The 20,988-nt window shown below is 30.9% G+C and carries 20 protein-coding genes; 5 read left to right on the forward strand and 15 right to left on the reverse strand.

Translation table 11 applies throughout. From position 1 onward, the window contains the following. Positions 1–15: 15 nt before the first annotated feature. Complete coding sequence (locus bsdE14_RS03130; RefSeq protein ID WP_264852212.1) at positions 16–414, reverse strand: DUF6762 family protein; 399 nt, start codon at positions 412–414, stop codon at positions 16–18. Between the two features lie 185 nt (positions 415–599). On the opposite strand from bsdE14_RS03130, the gene bsdE14_RS03135 reads away from it, so the two are divergent. Beyond that, complete coding sequence (locus bsdE14_RS03135; protein WP_264848494.1) at positions 600–953, forward strand: hypothetical protein; 354 nt, start codon at positions 600–602, stop codon at positions 951–953. A 22-nt stretch (positions 954–975) separates the two neighbouring features. Here the strand turns inward: bsdE14_RS03135 and bsdE14_RS03140 are convergent, their stop codons facing one another. After that, on the reverse strand, positions 976–1,869 hold the full coding sequence (locus tag bsdE14_RS03140; RefSeq protein ID WP_264852213.1) for a metal ABC transporter substrate-binding protein: 894 nt from the start codon (positions 1,867–1,869) through the stop codon (positions 976–978). A gap of 231 nt (positions 1,870–2,100) precedes the next feature. Here bsdE14_RS03140 and bsdE14_RS03145 point away from each other — a divergent pair, with 231 nt between their 5' ends. Then, positions 2,101–2,748, forward strand: coding sequence for a metal ABC transporter ATP-binding protein (locus tag bsdE14_RS03145; protein ID WP_264848495.1), 648 nt, complete (start codon positions 2,101–2,103; stop codon positions 2,746–2,748). Positions 2,749–2,877: 129 nt separating this feature from the next. Continuing rightward, positions 2,878–3,675 carry a metal ABC transporter permease gene (locus bsdE14_RS03150; protein WP_264848496.1) on the forward strand — a complete coding sequence of 266 codons (798 nt, stop codon included), beginning with the start codon at positions 2,878–2,880 and terminating at the stop codon, positions 3,673–3,675. A 62-nt stretch (positions 3,676–3,737) separates the two neighbouring features. On the opposite strand, the gene bsdE14_RS03155 is transcribed toward bsdE14_RS03150, so the two are convergent. Next, positions 3,738–4,148, reverse strand: a complete 411-nt coding sequence (locus tag bsdE14_RS03155; RefSeq protein ID WP_264848497.1) for a Fur family transcriptional regulator — start codon at positions 4,146–4,148, stop codon at positions 3,738–3,740. A 136-nt stretch (positions 4,149–4,284) separates the two neighbouring features. Between bsdE14_RS03155 and bsdE14_RS03160 the strand changes: the two genes are divergently transcribed. Beyond that, the gene (locus tag bsdE14_RS03160) at positions 4,285–6,438 is read left to right on the forward strand and encodes a methyl-accepting chemotaxis protein (RefSeq protein ID WP_264848498.1); all 2,154 of its coding nucleotides are present in this window, start codon (positions 4,285–4,287) and stop codon (positions 6,436–6,438) included. Positions 6,439–6,483: 45 nt separating this feature from the next. Here bsdE14_RS03160 and bsdE14_RS03165 read toward each other — a convergent pair whose 3' ends face one another. The 4 genes from bsdE14_RS03165 to bsdE14_RS03180 all read right to left on the reverse strand — a co-directional run bounded on the left by bsdE14_RS03165 (position 6,484) and on the right by bsdE14_RS03180 (position 10,369). Further along, a complete protein-coding gene (locus tag bsdE14_RS03165) occupies positions 6,484–7,779 on the reverse strand; it encodes a hemolysin family protein (protein WP_264848499.1) in 1,296 nt (431 codons plus the stop codon). 148 nt (positions 7,780–7,927) lie between these two features. Beyond that, entirely contained in the window at positions 7,928–8,485 is a 558-nt protein-coding gene (locus bsdE14_RS03170) for a manganese efflux pump MntP (protein ID WP_264848500.1), read from the reverse strand. Between the two features lie 227 nt (positions 8,486–8,712). Further along, positions 8,713–9,753, reverse strand: coding sequence for an inorganic phosphate transporter (locus bsdE14_RS03175; protein WP_264848501.1), 1,041 nt, complete (start codon positions 9,751–9,753; stop codon positions 8,713–8,715). Continuing rightward, entirely contained in the window at positions 9,746–10,369 is a 624-nt protein-coding gene (locus tag bsdE14_RS03180) for a DUF47 domain-containing protein (RefSeq protein ID WP_264848502.1), read from the reverse strand. The genes bsdE14_RS03175 and bsdE14_RS03180 overlap by 8 nt, the downstream gene beginning before the upstream one ends. Positions 10,370–10,755: 386 nt before the next feature. Here bsdE14_RS03180 and bsdE14_RS03185 point away from each other — a divergent pair, with 386 nt between their 5' ends. Beyond that, positions 10,756–11,247, forward strand: a complete 492-nt coding sequence (locus bsdE14_RS03185) for a LiaI-LiaF-like domain-containing protein (protein WP_264848503.1) — start codon at positions 10,756–10,758, stop codon at positions 11,245–11,247. A 71-nt stretch (positions 11,248–11,318) separates the two neighbouring features. On the opposite strand, the gene bsdE14_RS03190 is transcribed toward bsdE14_RS03185, so the two are convergent. The 8 genes from bsdE14_RS03190 to bsdE14_RS03225 form a co-directional block, all read right to left on the reverse strand. Then, positions 11,319–12,197, reverse strand: coding sequence for a diacylglycerol/lipid kinase family protein (locus tag bsdE14_RS03190; RefSeq protein ID WP_264848504.1), 879 nt, complete (start codon positions 12,195–12,197; stop codon positions 11,319–11,321). Between the two features lie 164 nt (positions 12,198–12,361). Then, complete coding sequence (locus bsdE14_RS03195; RefSeq protein WP_264848505.1) at positions 12,362–14,350, reverse strand: fructose-1,6-bisphosphatase; 1,989 nt, start codon at positions 14,348–14,350, stop codon at positions 12,362–12,364. A 125-nt stretch (positions 14,351–14,475) separates the two neighbouring features. Continuing rightward, positions 14,476–15,690 carry a glycosyltransferase family 4 protein gene (locus bsdE14_RS03200; RefSeq protein ID WP_264848506.1) on the reverse strand — a complete coding sequence of 405 codons (1,215 nt, stop codon included), beginning with the start codon at positions 15,688–15,690 and terminating at the stop codon, positions 14,476–14,478. 196 nt (positions 15,691–15,886) lie between these two features. Next, positions 15,887–16,702 carry a pyrroline-5-carboxylate reductase gene (gene proC, locus bsdE14_RS03205; RefSeq protein WP_264848507.1) on the reverse strand — a complete coding sequence of 272 codons (816 nt, stop codon included), beginning with the start codon at positions 16,700–16,702 and terminating at the stop codon, positions 15,887–15,889. Between the two features lie 33 nt (positions 16,703–16,735). Further along, positions 16,736–17,386 carry an endonuclease III gene (gene nth, locus bsdE14_RS03210; RefSeq protein WP_264848508.1) on the reverse strand — a complete coding sequence of 217 codons (651 nt, stop codon included), beginning with the start codon at positions 17,384–17,386 and terminating at the stop codon, positions 16,736–16,738. Positions 17,387–17,593: 207 nt separating this feature from the next. Continuing rightward, positions 17,594–18,550 carry an L-threonine 3-dehydrogenase gene (locus tag bsdE14_RS03215; RefSeq protein WP_264848509.1) on the reverse strand — a complete coding sequence of 319 codons (957 nt, stop codon included), beginning with the start codon at positions 18,548–18,550 and terminating at the stop codon, positions 17,594–17,596. 40 nt (positions 18,551–18,590) lie between these two features. Then, a complete protein-coding gene (locus tag bsdE14_RS03220; RefSeq protein ID WP_264848510.1) occupies positions 18,591–19,787 on the reverse strand; it encodes a glycine C-acetyltransferase in 1,197 nt (398 codons plus the stop codon). Positions 19,788–20,247: 460 nt separating this feature from the next. Further along, positions 20,248–20,952 carry a lysophospholipid acyltransferase family protein gene (locus tag bsdE14_RS03225; protein WP_264848511.1) on the reverse strand — a complete coding sequence of 235 codons (705 nt, stop codon included), beginning with the start codon at positions 20,950–20,952 and terminating at the stop codon, positions 20,248–20,250. Between the last annotated feature and the right edge of the window lie 36 nt (positions 20,953–20,988).

A 20,988-nucleotide genomic window follows, 5' to 3' on the forward strand; every position in this document is an offset into this window, starting at 1 on the left:
TTCTCAATTCCTCTCTTAAATATATTCATTCTCCTTACCTTTAATATTTTCAAAGGTTTTTTCCAGTTCTTCCTTTATTACTACACATGCTAAATTTATTTTTTCTTCCATAACTTCATATTCTTCGTTATAATCAAACTTTAGCACCCATGTTGGATTATATTCATCATCTACCTCTTCTATTACAAACCCTTCCTCAGTAAAGGCTTCTAAATCAATTAAATCATATAATGCGCTGTATTCCCATTCTTCAACGTCTTTATTTGTATCAAAAAACATATTAACCTTATCACCATCATAAAATAATTTTGTAATATATTCTGAACCCTCGCCTACTTGATAACTTCCTAACTCCTTTATAAAATGGTTGTTTTCTTTATCTCTTTCCATTAGCACTAATGAAGAAAAATTCAAAATAATCATCCTTTCCTGATCCAATTTAATTACATACTTATAAATATAATATCTCATAATTACCACAATTAAACAAGAAAATTTCACCAGAAAAAATATAATAACATTTACTATTTTACATTTTTTGGATATTATTTTATTAGAGATAATTTTAGATTTTATAATTAATATAGGAGTGAGTATCAATGTATAAAAAAACAAAGAAATCTAGGCATTTTCCATATAACAAATATTTTGTTTTAATAATATTTTCTATAATCTTTATTGCTGCGGTTTCAATAAAACTAAAATATGATAAAACTAAGTATTCTGATATAAACAACGTAGTATCTAAAAGAGTAACCTCTGGAGTATTTAATTCCTATAAGCTTTATAGCGCAAAAAATCTTAATTTGGCATTCTCAGATGGAAATGTAGCTATTGTTACAGTATCTGGAATACAAAAAAAGTCCCCCCATCGTACAGTAACCTACAAGCTTTATTTAGAAAAAGGAAAAAATGGTGTTTGGAAGGTTAAAAAGTTTTATCCTAACATATAAAAAAGTGTAGAATATCTACACTTTATTTTAAACTATTATATATATTATCTAGATTCTCCCTCATAGCATCCATGTAAGTTTTACTATCTTCTTTACTTTCAATAGTATATATTTTTTGAACTTTTGCATTTACTTCATTAGCAAGAGTTTCTGATACTTTTGGGCTTGCTAATTCTTCAACGAATATAGTTTTGACATTGTTATTCTTAGCATATTCCACTAACTCCTTCAGTTTTGCAGCAGTTGGTTCACCTTCAGCAAATACACCTTCTACGCTTTGCTGATTAAGGCCAAAATCTCTGCAGAGATAAGCAAATGCTGCATGCCCTGTAACAAAACTTTTATTTTGCAGGCTTCCAAGTTTGCTTTTATACTCAGTATAAAGGCTATCTAAAGATTTACTAAACTCTTCATAATTCTTTTCATAATAATCTTTATTCTTTTCATCAACCTTTACTAAAGCATCCTTTATATTTTTTGCCTCAACCTTTGCTTCTTGAAGGCTTAACCATATATGTGGATCATATTGTCCATGCTCTTTTATTACATCTTCACTTGTATTCTTAATTAAGTTACTTCCTTTAGATGCATCTACTACATTAAGATTTTTGTTATCTATTGATGATAGCGACTTATCAACCCAGTTCTCCATACCTAATCCATTATAAACAAAAACTTTTGCTTCAGTAAGCTCTAGTAAATCCTTTACCTTTGGTTCAAAGTCATGTGGTTCTACTCCTTCGGGAACCATTGTTACAACCTGAATTTTATCCTTTCCTACAGCCATAGCAAATTCTCTAAGTGGATTAAAGCTTACTACTACTTTTATCTTATCACCTTTATCACTACTGATAGTGCTTTTTTCCTTTTCATTTGTACTGCAACCTACTAAAGTGCTTAAAACTATTGCAGTCATAAGTAATAACGTTATGAATTTCTTCAATGTGTTTCCTCCCTGTATATTGTTTATGCATTTTGATAAAACTTTAATATTCATTTGCTAAAAAAATTATAATATTATTTTATCCTCTTGCAAATAATTTGCATTTACATATATAATAATATTATCTGTATTTATTTTTGTCAATACTTTACACTTGCTTCGAATTTTAAATTATATTGTTATCTTATGGGAGGATATTTTATAATGTTAGAAATCAATAATTTATATTTTTCATATAATTCTAAAGCTCCCTTAGTACTAGAAAATGTAAGTTTAAGCATACACAAAGGAAGCTATGTATCAATACTTGGAGATAACGGAAGTGGTAAAAGCACTTTAATCAAATTAGTTTTAAAGCTCCTTAAACCTACTTCTGGTAAAATATTAGTTAAAACAAATAATATTGGATATGTTCCTCAAAGAATGGAAAGCTTTAATGCCCAATTTCCAATTACGGTTTCTGAGCTTTTAGGTTGTCACATGAAGATACTTAAAATTAAGGATTCTTCAGCCATTGATAGAAGTCTCCAAATGGTTAATATGCTGGAATATAAAAATACTCTTATTGGAGGCCTTTCTGGAGGGCAGCAGCAAAAAATATTTATAGCTAGAGCATTAATGGGTATGCCTGAACTTCTTATCCTTGATGAACCTTCCACTGGCATTGATATTGAAAGCCAAAAAGAAATCTATGGGATTATTAAAAACTTGAATATGAATCAAAATATTACAGTTGTTTCTGTTGAGCATAATTACAATGCTGCTATTAATAATTCTACTCACATATTTAGAATGGATAAAGATAGTTCAAAGTTATATACCATCGAGGAATATAATAAACTCAATAATTAATAATTATTGTACACCTATAAGGAATACTGGTGACATAACAATTATTGATTATTATGCTTCAATAAGGAATACTGGAGACACAATGATTAATAATTATTGTGCACCCCAGAGAACTACAGGAGGGAAACAATGTTACAATATAGCTTTATGCGAAATGCCTTAATGGCAGGAGTACTTATCTCCATATTATGTCCATCGGTGGGAGTTTTTCTTGTGCTTAAAAGATATTCTATGATGGGCGATACTCTATCGCACGCATCTTTTGCCGGAATCGCTTTAGGGCTTATACTTGGATTTAATCCAGTTATTTGCGCATTCATATTTACTTCAATATGTGGGCTTCTTATAGAATATCTAAGAAATTATTATAGTAAATATGCGGAACTTGCAATGTCTATTGTACTTACATTAAGTGTAGGTATTGCCATTATATTAATAAGTACTGGCAAATCTGGTGCAAATGTCAATTCATTTTTGTTCGGAAGCATCCTTACAGTTACAAAAAGTGACCTATACATAATTGCTCTTTTAAGTGTAATATGCTATATAATGCTTATTACTCTTTACAATAAATTGCTCTATATAACCTTTGATGAACAAGGAGCATACGTGTCAGGTGTAAAAGTTAAACTTATCAATTATCTTTTTACTCTATTAGTTGGAGCTACTATTTCTGTTTCAATACGTGTAATGGGAATTCTCGTAATTTCTTCTATGATTGTTATTCCTGTAGCTACGGCTCTTCAATTAAATAAAGGCTTTAAGAGTACACTAATTTATTCAATTATATTTGGTTTTATGGATATACTTATCGGTCTTATTAGTTCATACTATATTAATAGTGCACCAGGGGGAACAATCGCAGTTACATCCGTAATTATTCTACTACTAGTATTGATTTATAAAAAATTCAAGCATTCAACTTAATAAAAAAGCAGCCTTAATAGTAGGCTGCTTTTTGTCACATTATCAATCAATTAAAATTCCTATTATTTCTTCTTGCATTCTTCACATACACCTTTAATCTTTAACTCATGTTCTGTTAAAGTAAATCCTGTTTTATTTTTAATTATCTCTTCTATTTGCAGCATAGGACATTCTATTTCAATTTCCTTATGACAAAGGCTGCACTCTAAAATGTGTTTGTGAACTTCTTTCTTCAATACGTAGTTATACTTTCCATTTCCCAAGTCAAATTTATCTACAATATTTTTACTTTCAAGCAATTCCAATGTTCTATATATAGTGGACAGATCAACACTAATATTCTCTTCTTTAAATTTTTCATAAATAAAATCTGCACTAACTGCATGCTCAATATTCAGTAATAAATTCAATACTTCTATTCTTGCTTTTGTAACCTTTATATTTTTATTTTTTAAATAAAGCTCACTATTCATAGTTATCACCTTACCCTACATTATACCCCTATTATAACATATTATATAAAAATTCCCCAATTATTTTTATGAATTCTTCTACTAGTTTAATTGCATTTTTTGTATTATAATACAGTAAGGGGAGGGATTATGACACATGAAGAAGAAAATATTAAAAACCAAAGAGAATATTGTAAAAGGAGACAAAAAACCGAAAAAAATTAAGAAAGATAAAAAAATTAAGAGTAATTTGTCATTTAAGAATTCCTTTAAAACTCTTTTTAAAAGAAATACATTATTAAATCGTTTAGTTTCTACTACAACAGCTGTAATAGTTTTTTCTCTTTTATTTTCTGGAATAGTAACTTTTTTTATAACAAAAACTAAGGTTGAACAGGATTTCAAAAATTCTACTACTCAGATAATGAATCAAAATAAAAATTATATTCAATTAGTTAATCAGAGTGTAGAAAGTATATCCATGCAATTATTTTCTAATTCTAATTTTACAAAAATTTTAAACAGTAATTATGACAGTGTTTATGACAGATTTACAGCTAAGACTCAAGTAGAAGACACTCTTAAAAACATAACTAATGCTGGAAACGTTAATCTAGTTAAAAGTATTTATCTATTTAATGACAACGGTTTCTCAACGACCTCCAATGGTACATACTTAAGCGATGATATTCTTAGTCAAGTTAAAAATGAAACTTGGTATAAAGAAGCAATACAAAACAAAGGAAAGTCCTATTGGTCAATTCCTCATAAAGATACTATTGCAAATGATAATACAGTAAATACAATAAGCTTGACAAGGCAATTAATAAGTTCTTTAGATTTTAAGCCTGCAGGAGTAGTTAAAATAAATGTGGATACAGAAGTAATCACATCGGCATTAAAGAATACAAAAGTAGGAAAATCTGGACTCATTATAATAGTAAATAAAGATGGTTATGTAATTTCTCACAAAGATAGTAAATTACTTGGTACTCAACTAAAAGACAGCTATTTTAAAGATATAGCTGCAAAGGATAGTGGAGACTTTAATTATAAAATGGGTTCAACACCTATGTATGGTGTATTTACAACTTCTCCAGACACAGAGTGGAAATATATTGCTCTTGTACCAACTGCAGAGCTATACTCCACAGCTACTAATATTGGACTATTTACATTGTTAATAGCCTTATTATGTATAGTGGTATCCTTCTTTTTCTCATTATTTACTACAATACAAATTACAACACCTATAAACCACATTATAGATATAACAAAGGAATTATCAAAGGGCAATTTCACTATTACATCAAACTCAAATAAAATATTGGAATTAAATGAGTTAAGCGTTAATTTTAATAATATGATTAATAATTTAAAAGGTGCGCTACTCGGAACCTTCCAGCTTGCCAATGAAACAGATGCTGCGGCCAAAGATTTGTTAGAGATTTCTCATGGTATGAATCTGTCTTCTAAAGAAATAAGTGGAGCTGCAGATGAAATAGCTGCAGGTTCTACAGAACAAACTGAAAGCGCAGTTATGTGTGTTGAAGTATCAAACAGCTTTAATTTGGAAATTGAGAGTGCTATAAGCACATTGCAACAGGTTAATGAAGCTACCGACACTTCCACAAATATTATTAATGATAGTACAGTAACAATTAATAACCTTAGGAAAACTTCAAGCAATAACTCTGATGCAATGGACAAAGTTGCAGAGACTATTTCAAATCTAAATAATAATACTAAGGATATTATAACTATACTTAATAAAATTAATGAAATTACTGAACAAACAAATCTATTAGCCCTTAATGCTTCTATAGAAGCAGCTAGAGCCGGAGAAGCAGGTCGTGGATTTGCAGTAGTTGCCAATGAAATAAGAATTCTTGCAGAAGAATCTCAAAAGGCTTCATTAGATATAAAGAAAATAATAGATAATGTTAATTTATCTATTAGTACTTCACTAGATATATCAAATTCAGCTAAAGAAGCATTTAAAGAAGAGCTAGATCAAGTAACTATAACTATAGATTCTTTCGATAGTATCAAAGCTTCCATTAATAAGATACTCTCCTCAATGGAAGAATCGATGTCTTCTATAAAACTTTTAGATAACGGTAAAGAGATACTTGGAAAATACATTAATAATATAGCTGAAATATCTCAAAGAAACACCGCTGCTACAGAAGAAGTTACTGCATCTATTCAAACTCAATCTGTGTCAAATGATGAGATGTATACGTTAGCTCAAAGTTTAAATGAAAAAGCTGAGCATTTAAAGCAACTATTAAACAGATTTACATTTTAATTTTCACAAAACTATAAAGAGAATGGATTAAACCCCCATTCTCTTCTATTTTTCCAATTTAGTTATAAGTATTCTTTTAATTCTTTTATTATCTAATTCTAACACTGTAAATCTATAATTTTCAAGCTCAATGCTTTCTTTTTCCTTTGGAAATCCCCCTAGATAATCCAAAATTAACCCACTAGCCGTATCATAATTTTCCGGATAGTCTGCTTCTAACAATTCATTAAGCTCTGTCATATTTATTCCACCATCAATTTCAAATTCATTTTCTCCTCTTACTGCTATTTCCACCTCGATCTCATCATATTCATCATATATGTTTCCCACAATTTCTTCCAGCATATCTTCTATAGTTACCAGTCCAGCTGTACCTCCGTATTCATCAATTGCTATACTAATATGAACACCCTTCTTTTGCATCTCCTTTAGTAAAACATCTATCTTCTTGTATTCAGTAACAAAAAAAGGTTCCTTTACAAAATCCTTCAGGTTAAATTCTGTGTTATCTTTTTTATAAGCCATGTAGTCAATAATATCTTTTGTATATAATACTCCTATAATGTCATCAATATTTTCTTTATAAACTGGGACTCTTGAATACTTTTCCTCTGTAATTACTTTTAAAACCTCTTCTAGATTGTTTTCCACATCAAGTGCTACTATATCTGGACGAGGAGTCATGATATCACTTACAGTTGTATCATCAAATTGAAAAATGCTATTAATCATATCTGTTTCAGCTTTTTGAAAAATTCCCTGCTCTTCACCTACATTAATCATCATTTTTATTTCTTCTTCAGTTATTTCATCTTCACTATCATTATCGCTTCCTACAATTAGATTCACAAAAAAGTTAGTACTTTTTGTCAGAGTTATAACTAGCGGCTTTGCCATAGTGTCAATAATTTTTATGACTCCTACAGACAAATTAGCAATAGTCTCTGCTTTTCTCAGAGCAAGTCGCTTTGGAATAAGTTCTCCAAACAATAGTGATAAAAAAGAAATAAGAATTGTAATTATTATAAAAGATAACTTTGAACTAAGTTTAACCAATAGTGGAATGTCTGTGGTTATAAGCAGCTTTTCAAAGCTTTTTGATAACCCTACTGCAGCCGACGCTGAGGTAAAAAAGCTGGCTAACGTAACTCCAACTTGTATTGTAGCCAAGAACTTGCTTGGTTCTTTTATTATTTCTAAAAGCTGAATAGATTTTTTATCACCTTCACTAGCTTTTTTCTCTAGTGCTAATTCCTTAACAGAAATTATGCTTATTTCAGCAGCAGCAAAAAAAGCATTTATACTTATTAAAATGATTAAAATGATTATATCTCCAGTCAAGCCTTAATCACCACCGTTAACTAAGTAACAACACCTGTAAGTTAGATGTTTATAGACCTTAGTATTACCATTTTATAAGGCTTTAATGTTGAAAAACAAAAAAATTGCAAATGAATTTAATGAGTAAATTTATTATTTTTCATTGTGTCTATAAAAAGATCATCTTTAGCCCAAATAAAATTAAAATTATACCACCTAAATAATCCGCATATTTGCCAACTGGTTCAATTCTTTTTAAGTATTTGGCAATAAGAAATGCAGTAATAGTCATTACTAGGGTTACTATTCCAATAAAAATTGTGTATTTTAATATAACTAAAGTATTTGTTATATTATCTAATGCAGTAAAACCTATTACCATGGCATCTATACTTACAGAAACCCCAAGTACAATATACATCTTTGGCCTGATTAGAGGGCATTCTCCCTTATTTTCAAAGCCTTCCTTTATCATCATAACACCTACTATAGCAATTACTATTCCTCCTAGTATTTCAGGAACTGCAGCAATATAGGTATTAAATAAAAGCCCCGCATATGCACCTATTAGTGCAAAGAAAAACTGAAAAAATCCAAAAGAAAATGAAAATCCTATTTTATTTTTTCTTTTTACAGCCCCATTAAGACCTATGCAAATAGCTACTCCAAAAGCGTCTAACGATAGAGCTAAGGAAATTAAGAATAACGAATATAAAGATAAATCCATTTTGCTCCCCCTTTTTTTAGCACATTTAGTTTAAAATTAAATACCTATCATCTTTATATTATATATACTTTTTTATTGTTTTTATTCTATTTTTAATTAAGTTTGTCCCCATATAATTAGCTTAAAATAAAAAGTTCACTTAGCAGTGAACTTTTTTCACATAAATAACAGAATAACTTTTAATTTGAGTAATAAAAAAAGAGTAGTTTGCAAACTACCCTTTAATCTTAAAATGCATGAATTAAAAATGTTACTATTCCTCCAATAAGCGCTGTTACTGGAATTGTAAATACCCATGCCCATACTATATTCTTAGCAACTATCCATCTTACGGATGAAAGTCTTTTAGATGCTCCAACTCCCATGATGGAAGTAGAAATTATATGTGTAGTACTTACTGGAGCATGCATCATGGATGCAGTAAATATTACAGCTGCTGCACCTGTCTCAGCTGCAAAACCATTAACCGGTGCAAGTCTTGCCATGTTCATACCCATAGTCTTTATAATCTTCCAACCACCTATTGATGTACCTAAAGCCATTGCTAGTGCACAGGAGAATTTAACCCAGGTAGGTATATAAAAGGATTGAATAAGTCCCCCTGTTGTAAGTGCCATTGCAATTATACCCATAGATTTTTGAGCATCATTCATACCATGGTTTAATGCCATAGCAGCTGCAGAAGCAATCTGAGCCTTTGAAAAAACCTTTGTAACAGTTTTTGGTCTTACACTTCTTAATAGCCACTGAAGAGCTACCATAACTAAAAATCCTACTATAAAGCCTATTACTGGTGAAAGGAAAAGCCATAGTACTACTTTATCCCAAAAGTTATGCCAATTTACTATTGAAAATGCTTTCATAATGGAAATTCCGCCTGCTTGCTTAGCAGTCATTGTCACCTCATAAACCATAGCTGAACCTATAAGGCCGCCTATAAGAGCATGTGATGAGCTACTAGGAATACCAAAGTACCACGTAATAAGATTCCAAATGATTGCTCCAATAAGTGCTGAAATTACAACTTCTTGAGTAACAGATTGTGGAGCCACAATTCCGCTACCTATTGTTTTAGCAACTTCTGTACTTAAAAATGCACCTACAAAGTTTAACACAGCAGACATAAGTATAGCAGCTTGTGGTGTTAGAACTCTTGTAGAAACTGATGTAGCTATAGCATTAGCAGTATCATGGAAACCATTAATAAAATCGAATACTAATGCCAATATAACAACAACTATTGTTATAATTACTGCATAACTAAGCATGTTTCATTACAACTCCTTCAACTGTATTGGCAACTTCCTCACAAGCATCTAGCGTTTGTTCTATAAAATCATAGATTTCATGCCACTTAAATACGTCAAGAGCTGGAGTTTCTCCATTGAATAAAGTTGTTACTGCTCTTCTGAAGATTTGGTCTCCATCATCTTCTAACCTATTTATTTCAATTATTTTTTCTGATAACTTAGTGCTCTTTCTAGCATTCTTTAATTCTTCCATAAGGCTTATTAATTCTTTGCAGGAACTAACAATTAATTTTCCAAGTATTAATGAATCCTTTGTAGCAGTAGATACATTAAACATTACAAATCTATGTGCAGTTGCTTCGATATTGTCAATAATATCATCCATTTGTTTTGCAATTAAGTAAATATCTTCTCTATCTAGGGGTGTTATAAAACTTCTATTAAGCTGTTCTAGTATATCATGAGCTTGTTTGTCCCCTTTATGTTCAATTTCTTCGATTTGTCTAACCTTATTTTGTACATCATCCAGATTATTTAAAAGGTCGTCTAATCTCTCTGCAGCCTCATATATTAGGTGAGCTGTGTCAATAAACATATCGTAAAACTTATCTTCCTTTGGACTAATTCTAGCCATTTTAAAATCCTCCTCTTAATAAAAGACTTTATTTTGTAAAATTTTTGTCATATTACGCACCATTTTTGATTATAACACATTCTTAAAAAAAGTTAAACAGCTTGTAATATACTTAACATAGACTTAACATAGAACGTTTTCAATGTAAAATGCACTACTTTTATTTTAACAAAAATGCACTTAAATTAAACGTCGTTTTTTGTCAAAATAAAAACAATTTTATCTGTAAAGCATCTTATTGCTTAGTTGATTAATCAATATATTTGTTAATATTTTTACTTAATCCATTATACATATTTAACAAAATATACTAAAATATAATTACAATTAATATATATTATGGTAATATATAAATTGTAACAATAATTACTTAAGGAGGGCTAACTTTGAAAAAATCTAATCTCTTTTGGGGTTTACTATTAATTGCTATCGGTATTTTCACACTAATAGACAAAATTTTTAACATACATTGGTTTACTATGAATAACCTATGGCCGCTTTTCATTCTAATTCCTGGATTGATTTTTGAATTCAGTTTCTTTGTTACTAAAAGAGATCCAGGTGTCCTTGTACCAGGAGGTATTTTAACTACAATAGGCTTGCTATTTTTATTTGAAACTTTCACTGATTGGGGTTTTGCAGCATATACTTGGCCTATTTATCCTCTAGCTGTTGCAATAGGTTTATTTCAACTGTACCTTTTTGGAAGAAGACAATCTGGCTTACTAATACCTGTTTTCATATTAGGTGGAGTATCAATTATAGCTTTCTTATCTATGTTTTTAGGCAACATGTTCTATTGGTTAAATTACGGGCTATTATTACCTATAGCTTTAATAATTGTTGGTATACTACTTTTATTTAGAACCTTTTCCTAAGTAACTTAAAGCCAGCAGTAATTTTTACTGCTGGCTTTTTATTTACTAAAGCTACTTCTATTTATAATCAATTAAGGCATAACTACTTTTATACCCTTAGGTATTATTTCAAATTCCACTTCCCTAACTCTTAGAATTTCACCATCTATATTAAGCGATACTTCTTCATCACAGCTAATTTTCACCTTTCTGCCTCTATAAAAAGACACCTCCTTAATTGAGGCATGCTGCCCTTTTATGGCTTTCGGGAATAGTCTTAATATCTTTAATTTATTTACCTCTTCTATTATGCATACATCAAATACTCCATCATCCAATATAGCATCTGGTGTCATTAAAATACCACCACCATAACACTTTCCATTTGCTATTGCAGCCAAAAGAGATTTAATATTTAGCTTTTTTTCATCAATGGTAATATTTAAATGTACAGATTTATATTTAAATACAGTTTCTATTATTCCAAAAATATAAGCTAAACTTCCTCCAACAAAGGGAAGCTTCTTAAAATTAGCAGTATTATATGCTACTTCCGCATCAAAGCCTACAGACGCAATATTAATAAAATATCTATCATTTACTCTTGCTAAATCTAAAAAAACATCCTTTCCATTTATAGCTTGTTCAAGACTTGTAAGTACATCGCTGTACTCATATATATTCCTTGAAAAATCATTTCCTGTTCCACTTGGGATTACGGCAAGAGTGCTATTGCTCCCCACTATTCCGTTTAAAACTTCATTAAGAGTTCCATCTCCACCTACAGAATATACTCTATAATCATCGTTCTTAACATAATTTTTAACTATTTCAGTAGCATGTCCAACTCCTTTTGTTACTTCTACAAAATATTCTTCTTTTTTAACTTCAAGTATTTTTTCTATTTCAGGAATCAAGCTTAAATTCTTCCCTTTTCCAGCAGTAGGATTTATTATAAAAAGATGTTTCATACCTGCACCTCATTTATCTAAAGTTGTACTACATAAATACTGCGACTAATTATATTTTATTATAATTACTATATTTAGTACAGAACAAATGCAGAAATAAAAGAGCTTTGGATTATAATCCAAAGCTAAAAACCATATTTATTATTTAAAAAACTGTGAGCAATCTATCTTTGCTCTTTGATAAGACCTTTTCTATAAGCAGCTAGTAATGCTTCTAAATCCTTTATTTGACTCTTAAGCTCTTCTCCTATATCAGTATCTCCTACTCTTTTTCTTTCAACCACCTGTTCTAAAACCACTGTAGTAGATAGTATATCTGTTTCCTCTTCAATAGCCTTCTGAGTTGACTCAAATGGTTCATGAGAAACTAATAATAATCCATAGGAGTTATATATTAAAGTATATCCAGCTATACCAGTTTGACCTTGATAAGCCCTTGAAAAACCTCCATCTATAACTAGCAGCTTTCCATTAGCCTTAATAGGGCTTTCACCCTTCTTACTTTTAACTGGTACGTGTCCGTTTACTATATGTGAAATATCAGAGCTTAATCCAAACTCTTCTAGTATCTTATTACAGGTTTTTTCATCATCTCTAAATTTGTAATAAGGATTTTTCGTCTCGTTATGACTTTCAACATCATTTATAAAGTATCTTTCAAAGGTGGTCATTCTATTTTTACCAAACAGTGGTGAATTTGGCCCTGTCCATAAGTACCACATTATATCCATACCATAAAGTTTTGCTTTTGGATCTTCCTTGTAAAAGTACCCTTCTCTTGCTAACATCTCCATTCTATCTAAGAAGGTCTTTCCACTGTACTCTTTACCATTACAATTAATCCTGCTAAAACCGCCATCATCATCTAGAGGAATGCAGCCGTGATAAAGCAAATTAGAATTATATCTTAAATATATACTGCCCTTTGCAAATAAAAACCTAACATGTTTTTGCAGCTTATCGCTATTTAAGAAGGAAGACTTTAATTTATCAACAAGGTCTCTTTCTTCTTTCGTAAGCTTATATGGGTCTTTGGGATCTATAGTTGGAAAATTAGTATCATTTAAAGCATAAGTCTTTCCATATATATCTATAGTTCCATCTTTATAATTTATTTTTTCTAATAACAGTCTATCATTCATATTAAACTGAGGTCTTCTTTTAATTATTTCCCCTTCAAGCTTAAATTGTATTATAGCTATTGCCTTATGCATTTGCGCAATAAGCATGTTTTCCTTATCAGTTAATTCAATATTGTCTGGCTTTGGTTTAAAGCTTTCACAAGGGTCATTCTTATAAAACTCAATTGCAAAGGTAGCTAACGGTAGCATATTAATACCATACCCATCTTCTATGGTATCTAAGTTAGCGTATCTAGCAGAAATACGAAGTACTGTTGCCATACATACTTCTGACCCAGCAGCAGCTCCCATCCATAAAATATCATGATTTCCCCATTGTATGTCTACAGAATGATAATTCATAAGTGTATCGAGCACAATATTTGCTCCAGGACCTCTGTCAAATATATCTCCAATTATATGCAGTCTGTCAACAACAAGTCTCTGTATAAGCTTTGACAGTGCAATTATAAATTCATTTGCCCTATCAATTTTAATAATTGTTTTTATTATCTCTCTATAATATTCCTCTTTATCTCTCCTATTTGGATACTCATGGAGCAGCTCTTCAATGATATATGCAAAATCTGGAGGAAGTGCCTTTCTAACCTTAGATCTAGTATATTTAGCTGAAACATGTCTGCATATTTCAATTAATCTATATAGTGTAATCCTATACCAATCCTCTAAGTTAGTCTCATCTTTTAATATTAGGTCTAATTTTTGTTCAGGGTAATATATCAAAGTAGCAAGACTCTTAATTTCCTTTTGACTTAAAGTGGTTCCAAAAATATCTCCTATCTTACGTTTAATAACCCCGGAAGCATTCTTTAATACATGGTTAAATGGTTCATATTCTCCATGTATATCTGTTAAAAAATGTTCTGTTCCTTTAGGTAAATTCATTATAGCTTGTAAATTAATGATTTCAGTACAAGCTGAATGTATAGTTGGGTATTGATTTGATAGTAGTCTCAAATAACGTAAATCCTTTTCTAGATTTTTTTTAAGTCCATTATCTAAAATGTTCATTGTTATCCTCCATATCCCGAAATAGATTACATTATTTATTTCTACATTTATAACAAAAATCCTTCCTATTCTTTATATATACTATACAAATTATATTTTAAACATCAAATGTAATATACTATATATTATCTTCTTACTACGGCATGGCGGATAAAATTTTTTATTTTAACTTCTCTGGGTATTAAATCTACACACTTGCTATAGTTTTTTAGGTATACATTACTTATATTTTGCCCAAAGTTTTCTGCAGAATATTCTTCTGCCATTTTTATAGCTCCGCTGCTAAGTCTTTTTCTTAATTCATTATCATAAAAAATTCTTGTCATATAGGAGGTAAATTCTTGTTCATTTGTATAAGTAAATCCTGTTTCATTGTTTACAATCAATCCATCTACACAGCTATCATACCTGCAAACTACTGGCAATGAACTGGCTAGTGCTTCGATATAAGTCAGTCCCTGAGTTTCACTAGTAGAAGCTGTAGCAAACACTTGCCCAAGCTGATAGTATTTATATGTTTCTTCAGGAGACACCATACCAACAAAACGTATATCTGGCTGTAAATTTAATTTACTTGCTTTTTCTCTAAGTATTTCTAAATATGGACCTCCCCCAACAATTACAAGTTTAAGTTTTTCTATTTTATCTCTTGCTGCCGCAAAATACTCCATTACTTCCTCAATATTTTTCTCTTCTGCTATCCTACCTATATAAACAATAATATTGTCCTCTTCAGTGAGATTCAGTTCTTGAAGCATGGATCTTTTTTCTTCCATTGATACTTTTTTCTTAAATCTACTTATATCTATTCCTGTAGGAACTATAAACATATTAGTTTTGACACCATAGCCTTTAATTACCTTATCAACCTTTTTAGTGGGGACAACAACACCATCCATACTATTAAGCATATATCTAGTAATTGCTGCATTAGTTCTCTTATTTATAAGTTTTCCGTTCATTATATAAGTAAGATAATCCTCATATAGTGTATGATACGTATGAATTTGAGGTATATTTAATTTTTTAGCTATATACTTTGCTGCAAATAGTGTTGAAAATTCAGTCTGAGAATGTATTATATCCGGCTTCCATTCTAATAACTGCTTTATTAAATTTCCTGTAAATGGTATTCTAAATCTTGCATCAGGGTATATTCCTGTTTTTAAAGACTTTAAATAATATACATCTCCATTAATACATTCCTCACCGGTGCTTGATAAAGCCATTATTCTAACATCGTGCCCTTGTCTTTTTAATTCTTTATATAAATTATTTATAGATATTACTACACCATTTATCATTGGATAATATGTATCTGTAGTTATCAACACCTTCATATAAATCTTCCCCCATTCTAATAATGTTCTCAGCCTTTATTTACCATACACTAATATTACTATTGATATCTTAAAATAAATATATATATTTGTTTAAGATTTCCTTAATATTTTTTTATTCCTTATTATTTTAATTATGCAAAAAATCTTCGTGATTTAAACCACGAAGATTAAAAAAATTAGCATTTATTGCTCTTTATTTATTATTATTTGACATTAGCTTGGTTTTATTTGTACAACTTTGCATAGCAGATATTACAGTACCTCTAAAATTATTTTTCTCTAAGGTGTATACAGCCTCTATTGTTGTTCCACCTGGAGAACATACACTATCTTTTAAAGCCCCAGGATGTATTCCTGTTTCCAGCACCATCTTTGCGGCTCCCAATACTGCTTGTGCAGCAAGTTTATAAGCCTTTTCTCTTGGTATTCCATCTAATACTGCCCCATCGGCTAGAGCTTCTATAAACATATAAACATAAGCAGGTGATGAACCACTTACTGCTGGTATAGCATCCATAAGCTTCTCATCTATTAACTCCACCTTGCCAAAGCTCTCAAAAATCGCCAATACTTCTTCAAGATCCCCAGATTTTACATTACTATTGTGACAAATTGCACTCATACCTTCTCCTACTAAGGCTGGGGTATTAGGCATAGTTCTAACTACCTTAATATTCTTTTCAAATGCTTCTTCAATAAATTCTATAGTTATTCCTGCAGCAATAGTTACTATAGTAGCTTCGGGCTTTATTTGATCCTTTATTTGGTTAATTACTGCTGCATACATATTTGGCTTAACAGCAAGTATTATTATATCTGCGTTTTCTGCTACCTCTATGTTATTCTCAGCCGCTTTTATTCCATACCTTTCTGCTATTTCAACTAATTTATTCGAATGAAGATTACTTGCTATAACTTGTTCAGCTTTTACGAGACCTGAGTCTACGATTCCACCGATCATTGCTTGAGCCATATTTCCACAGCCTATAAATCCTATAATTTTATTCATATGAAATTTACCTCCTTTTAAATATGACACTTATTACTTTGCTTTTTTATCCTCTGTAAGACCATTATTAAAATCACAGTAAGGTGCTAATGGACATTCATCGCACTTAGGCTTTCTTGAATTGCATATTTTTCTTCCATGCCAAATTATATAATGATGTGCATCGCTCCACAGCTTTTTAGGAATATTCTTCATAAGCTGCTCTTCAACTTCCTCTGGAGTATTTCCCTTTGCAAGTCCCAATCTATTAGAAACTCTAAACACATGAGTATCCACAGCAATAGCTGGTACCCCATAAGCATTTGAAAGAACTACATTTGCTGTCTTCCTCCCTACTCCCGGAAGTTCAATAAGCTGCTCCATAGTTCTTGGAACTTCTCCATTATACTTTAGTAGCAGCTCTCTAGACGTAGCTAGTATATTTTTGCTTTTATTTTTGTAAAAACCACAACTTTTAATTATTTCTCCCAATTCTTCTTCAGTCAATGCCACCATTTTTTCTGCTGTATTATAATCCTTAAAAAGCACTGAAGTAACTATATTAACTCTTTCATCTGTACATTGGGCACTTAACATTGTAGCAATCAGAAGCTCATAGGGTGAATTAAAATTTAATGCACATTTAGCTCCGCTGTAATTTTGCTGTAAAATTTCCACTGCTTTTTTCATAGTAGCTTTATTCATTTTCTCACCTGCTTACAACTGTTATTATCAATATACTAAAAAAGTATATTTTAATAATATGTTATCATTAATAATCCTAAAATCAATACTCTAGGTTTATCCTACACTAAATAATTATTATTTATTCAATATAGGTTCTTTGTTTCAATATAAATAAAAGGCCTTTGGCAAAACATCATTTTGTCAAAGGCCTTTAAAATATTTATATTATTTTATGTTTAACTTACCACTTAATTTATTTAACATATCAGTAGTCATAGAAGCTAAATCGTATTTTGAACTAAAGCCCCATTCTTGTCTAGCTGCAGTGCAATCTATTGAATCTGGCCATGAATCAGCTATTGCTTGTCTAACTGGGTCTACATTGTAGGAAATTTCGAAGTCTTTTATGTGTTTCTTAATTTCAGCTGCAATTTGTGAAGGCTCAAAGCTCATAGCAGTAATATTAAATGCATTTCTATGCACTAGTTTTGAAGGATCTGCTTCCATTAAAGTAACTATTGCATTAAGAGCATCTGGCATATACATCATATCCATATAAGTTCCTTGTTTAATGAAACTTGAATATTTATGATTCTTTAATGCTTCATAGTATATGTCTACTGCATAGTCAGTAGTTCCTCCTCCAGGAAGAGTTTCATAGGAAATAAGTCCTGGGAAACGAACTCCTCTTGTGTCAACTCCAAACTTTTTGAAGTAATAATCACATAGTAATTCTCCAGAAACCTTTGTAACTCCATACATAGTTTGTGGACGTTGAATAGTATCTTGTGGAGTATTTACGCTTGGAGTAGATGGACCAAATGCACCTATTGAACTAGGTGTAAAGAATGCACAATTAAGTTCTCTAGCAACTTCTAGCGCATTAAATAGTCCTCCCATGTTTATATCCCATGCAAGTACTGGTTTAGCCTCTGCAACAGCAGATAATAGTGCTGCTAAGTGAATTATAGTATCTGCATTATATTGTTTTGCAATTTCAGCCATTCTTTTTGCATCTTTTACATCTAATATTTCAAATGGACCTGACTCAACTGCTACATTTCCATCAATTCTTCTTATATCAGTAGCTATTACATTATCGTTTCCATATATACTTCTCATGTGCATAACAAGTTCAGAACCAATTTGTCCTAATGCACCAGTTACTAGTATTTTTTTCATCGTTAGACCCTCCACACAATTAGTTTAATTTTATTTTTTATTATTTTATTATACCTAATCTTCTTCCTACTGTTGCATATGCTGCTAATGCTTGATCAAGCATTTCCTTTGTATGAGCTGCAGTAGGCATATTTCTAACTCTTGCAGTTCCTAGTGGTACTGTTGGGAACACTATTGATTTTGCATAAACTCCTTCTTTACGAAGCTCTCTACTAAATTCTTGAGCCTTATCAGCATCACCAATTATACATGGAGTAATTGGAGTTTCGCTATGTCCTATATCAAATCCTAAATCTTTAAGGCCTTTCTTTAAGTAGTTTCCATTTTCCCAAACCTTTTTAACAAGCTCATCACTTTCAGTTAAAATGTTAATTGCTTCTATGCAAGCTGCAGCAGCTGCTGGAGTAATTGAAGTTGAGAATAGGAATGGTCTTGCTCTAACTTTTAACCAATCTATTAAATCTTTTGATCCGGCTACATATCCACCCACAACTCCTATAGCTTTAGAAAGTGTTCCTATTTGGAAGTCTATCTTTCCTATTAAGTTATGATGAGTTGCAGATCCACTTCCATCTCCGCCTAATACTCCTGATGCATGTGCATCATCCACGTATGTAATTAGGTCAAATTCTTCTGCTATCTTTACTATTTCTGGCATTAGAGCTATATCTCCGTCCATAGAGAAAACTCCATCAGTTATAACCATTATTTTTTCATACAGACCTGATTCTTTAGCTTCTTTAGCCTTAGCTCTTAAATCTTCCATGTCTGAATGTTCAAATCTTATAATCTTAGCTCCAGAAAGTCTGCAGCCATCAATTATGGAGGCATGATTTAAAGCATCTGATAGTATTGCATCCTTCTTAGTCATAACTGCTGAAATTGCACCCATATTGCAATTAAAACCAGATTGGAATACTATTACTGCTTCTGAATGTTTAAATTTTGCAAGTTTTGCTTCTAATTCATCATGTATATCTAAAGTTCCGTTGATTGTTCTAACTGCTCCAGCTCCAACTCCATACTTCTCAGTTGCCTTAATTCCAGCTTCAATTAGTCTTGGATTTGTAGCAAGTCCTAAATAATTGTTTGAAGAAAGATTTATAAGTCTCTTTCCATTGATCTCAATAACAGGACCATTTGAGCCCTTAATAGTATCAATTTCATTGTATAATCCCTTGCTTCTTAAGTCCTCAAGGTTCTCAGTTAAATATTTTTGTAATGCTTTACTTCCCATGGTATATACCTCCTATATCCATTTAAATAAACAGTACCATAATATTTGGTGCTGATTCTAGACACTTTACTTTGCTAATGAATTATTGTTTACACCTATAGTATATAAAACTGAAGCAAATTTTGCAATAGAAAAAATTAGATGATGGTTATACTTCATTTATTCTTCTATTATCGTTTTCATTTACTAATATTCTATATAAAATAAATTTGCCCTTTTATCTATCTTGCTAATATTTTAAGTTATTTTCTTTAATAGATTAGCACAAAGCACCTATTTTTACTTTACATAATCGGTCATACTATTTGGCAATTTGGTCAACTGATTTTATCATCAACTTTAAGTTATTATTAAATAAGTTATCGCTTCATAGAAGTATTATATCTACACAATAGGTCTTATTATTATCTATAAAACTTTTATCATATATAAAAAACAGCCAAATTAGCTGTTTTCATAATCAATCCTTATATTCACCTTTATATTCCTCAGGAATTAACTTAGCTATTTCCTTCATCATTGTGTTTAAAGCTCTAGTTTCATATTGAACTTTGTCCTCTCCCTGAAGCCTTTTTGGAATTTCCATAGCATCTCCAATAGATACTCCTATTTTAGAATAACTAAACTTTTCCGAAGCCATATCTCCATCCTTTGCAATAGGCAGCAGTTTTTCAGTTCCCCAAATGCCTATTGGTACTATGGGCACCTTCGTAACCTTTGCTATAAGCAAAATTCCTTTCTTTGCTTGTATCATACTACCTGTCCTACTTCTAGTTCCTTCTGGAAATAATAAAATATTACCTCCACCCTTTACTATTTTAATTATTTTTTCAATACCTTCCTTATCGGCGGTATTTGGCCTTACTGGGGTTGTTTTAATTATATTAATACCAAGATTGGTTGTAGCATTCTCGCTTAATTTCACTCCAGCCACAAAAGTGACGTCTTGTGCTTCAAGTACCTTATTTAAAATAAGCGCATCAGAATTACTTAAATGATTGCATATAAAAATAACTGGGCCCTTAATACTTTTTAAATTTTCTCCACCATAAATATTAATATCTGCATATTTTTTTATTATATGATTTAGAACTGCTTTTGACATATACTTCACAAAACTATCAGGCATATAACTGATGAGCTTTGCCATTTTAGGAGATATCACTTATAACTCCACCTTTCTAATGGATTAGCTATGCTT

This window comes from Clostridium omnivorum, assembly GCF_026012015.1.
GTDB lineage: Bacteria > Bacillota > Clostridia > Clostridiales > Clostridiaceae > Clostridium_AX > Clostridium_AX omnivorum.

Coding starts and splice junctions, on each gene's coding strand:
- bsdE14_RS03140 (WP_264852213.1), bottom strand. CDS start 1,869: ATGACTGCAATAGTTTTAAGCACTTTAGTAGGTTGCAGTACAAATGAA.
- bsdE14_RS03180 (WP_264848502.1), bottom strand. CDS start 10,369: ATGGCTAGAATTAGTCCAAAGGAAGATAAGTTTTACGATATGTTTATT.
- bsdE14_RS03215 (WP_264848509.1), bottom strand. CDS start 18,550: ATGAAAAAAATACTAGTAACTGGTGCATTAGGACAAATTGGTTCTGAA.
- bsdE14_RS03175 (WP_264848501.1), bottom strand. CDS start 9,753: ATGCTTAGTTATGCAGTAATTATAACAATAGTTGTTGTTATATTGGCA.
- bsdE14_RS03220 (WP_264848510.1), bottom strand. CDS start 19,787: ATGGGAAGTAAAGCATTACAAAAATATTTAACTGAGAACCTTGAGGAC.
- nth (WP_264848508.1), bottom strand. CDS start 17,386: ATGAATAAAGCTACTATGAAAAAAGCAGTGGAAATTTTACAGCAAAAT.
- proC (WP_264848507.1), bottom strand. CDS start 16,702: ATGAATAAAATTATAGGATTTATAGGCTGTGGAAATATGGCTCAAGCA.
- bsdE14_RS03170 (WP_264848500.1), bottom strand. CDS start 8,485: ATGGATTTATCTTTATATTCGTTATTCTTAATTTCCTTAGCTCTATCG.
- bsdE14_RS03155 (WP_264848497.1), bottom strand. CDS start 4,148: ATGAATAGTGAGCTTTATTTAAAAAATAAAAATATAAAGGTTACAAAA.
- bsdE14_RS03135 (WP_264848494.1), top strand. CDS start 600: ATGTATAAAAAAACAAAGAAATCTAGGCATTTTCCATATAACAAATAT.
- bsdE14_RS03150 (WP_264848496.1), top strand. CDS start 2,878: ATGTTACAATATAGCTTTATGCGAAATGCCTTAATGGCAGGAGTACTT.
- bsdE14_RS03195 (WP_264848505.1), bottom strand. CDS start 14,350: ATGAACATTTTAGATAATGGACTTAAAAAAAATCTAGAAAAGGATTTA.
- bsdE14_RS03190 (WP_264848504.1), bottom strand. CDS start 12,197: ATGAAACATCTTTTTATAATAAATCCTACTGCTGGAAAAGGGAAGAAT.
- bsdE14_RS03145 (WP_264848495.1), top strand. CDS start 2,101: ATGTTAGAAATCAATAATTTATATTTTTCATATAATTCTAAAGCTCCC.
- bsdE14_RS03160 (WP_264848498.1), top strand. CDS start 4,285: ATGAAGAAGAAAATATTAAAAACCAAAGAGAATATTGTAAAAGGAGAC.
- bsdE14_RS03200 (WP_264848506.1), bottom strand. CDS start 15,690: ATGAAGGTGTTGATAACTACAGATACATATTATCCAATGATAAATGGT.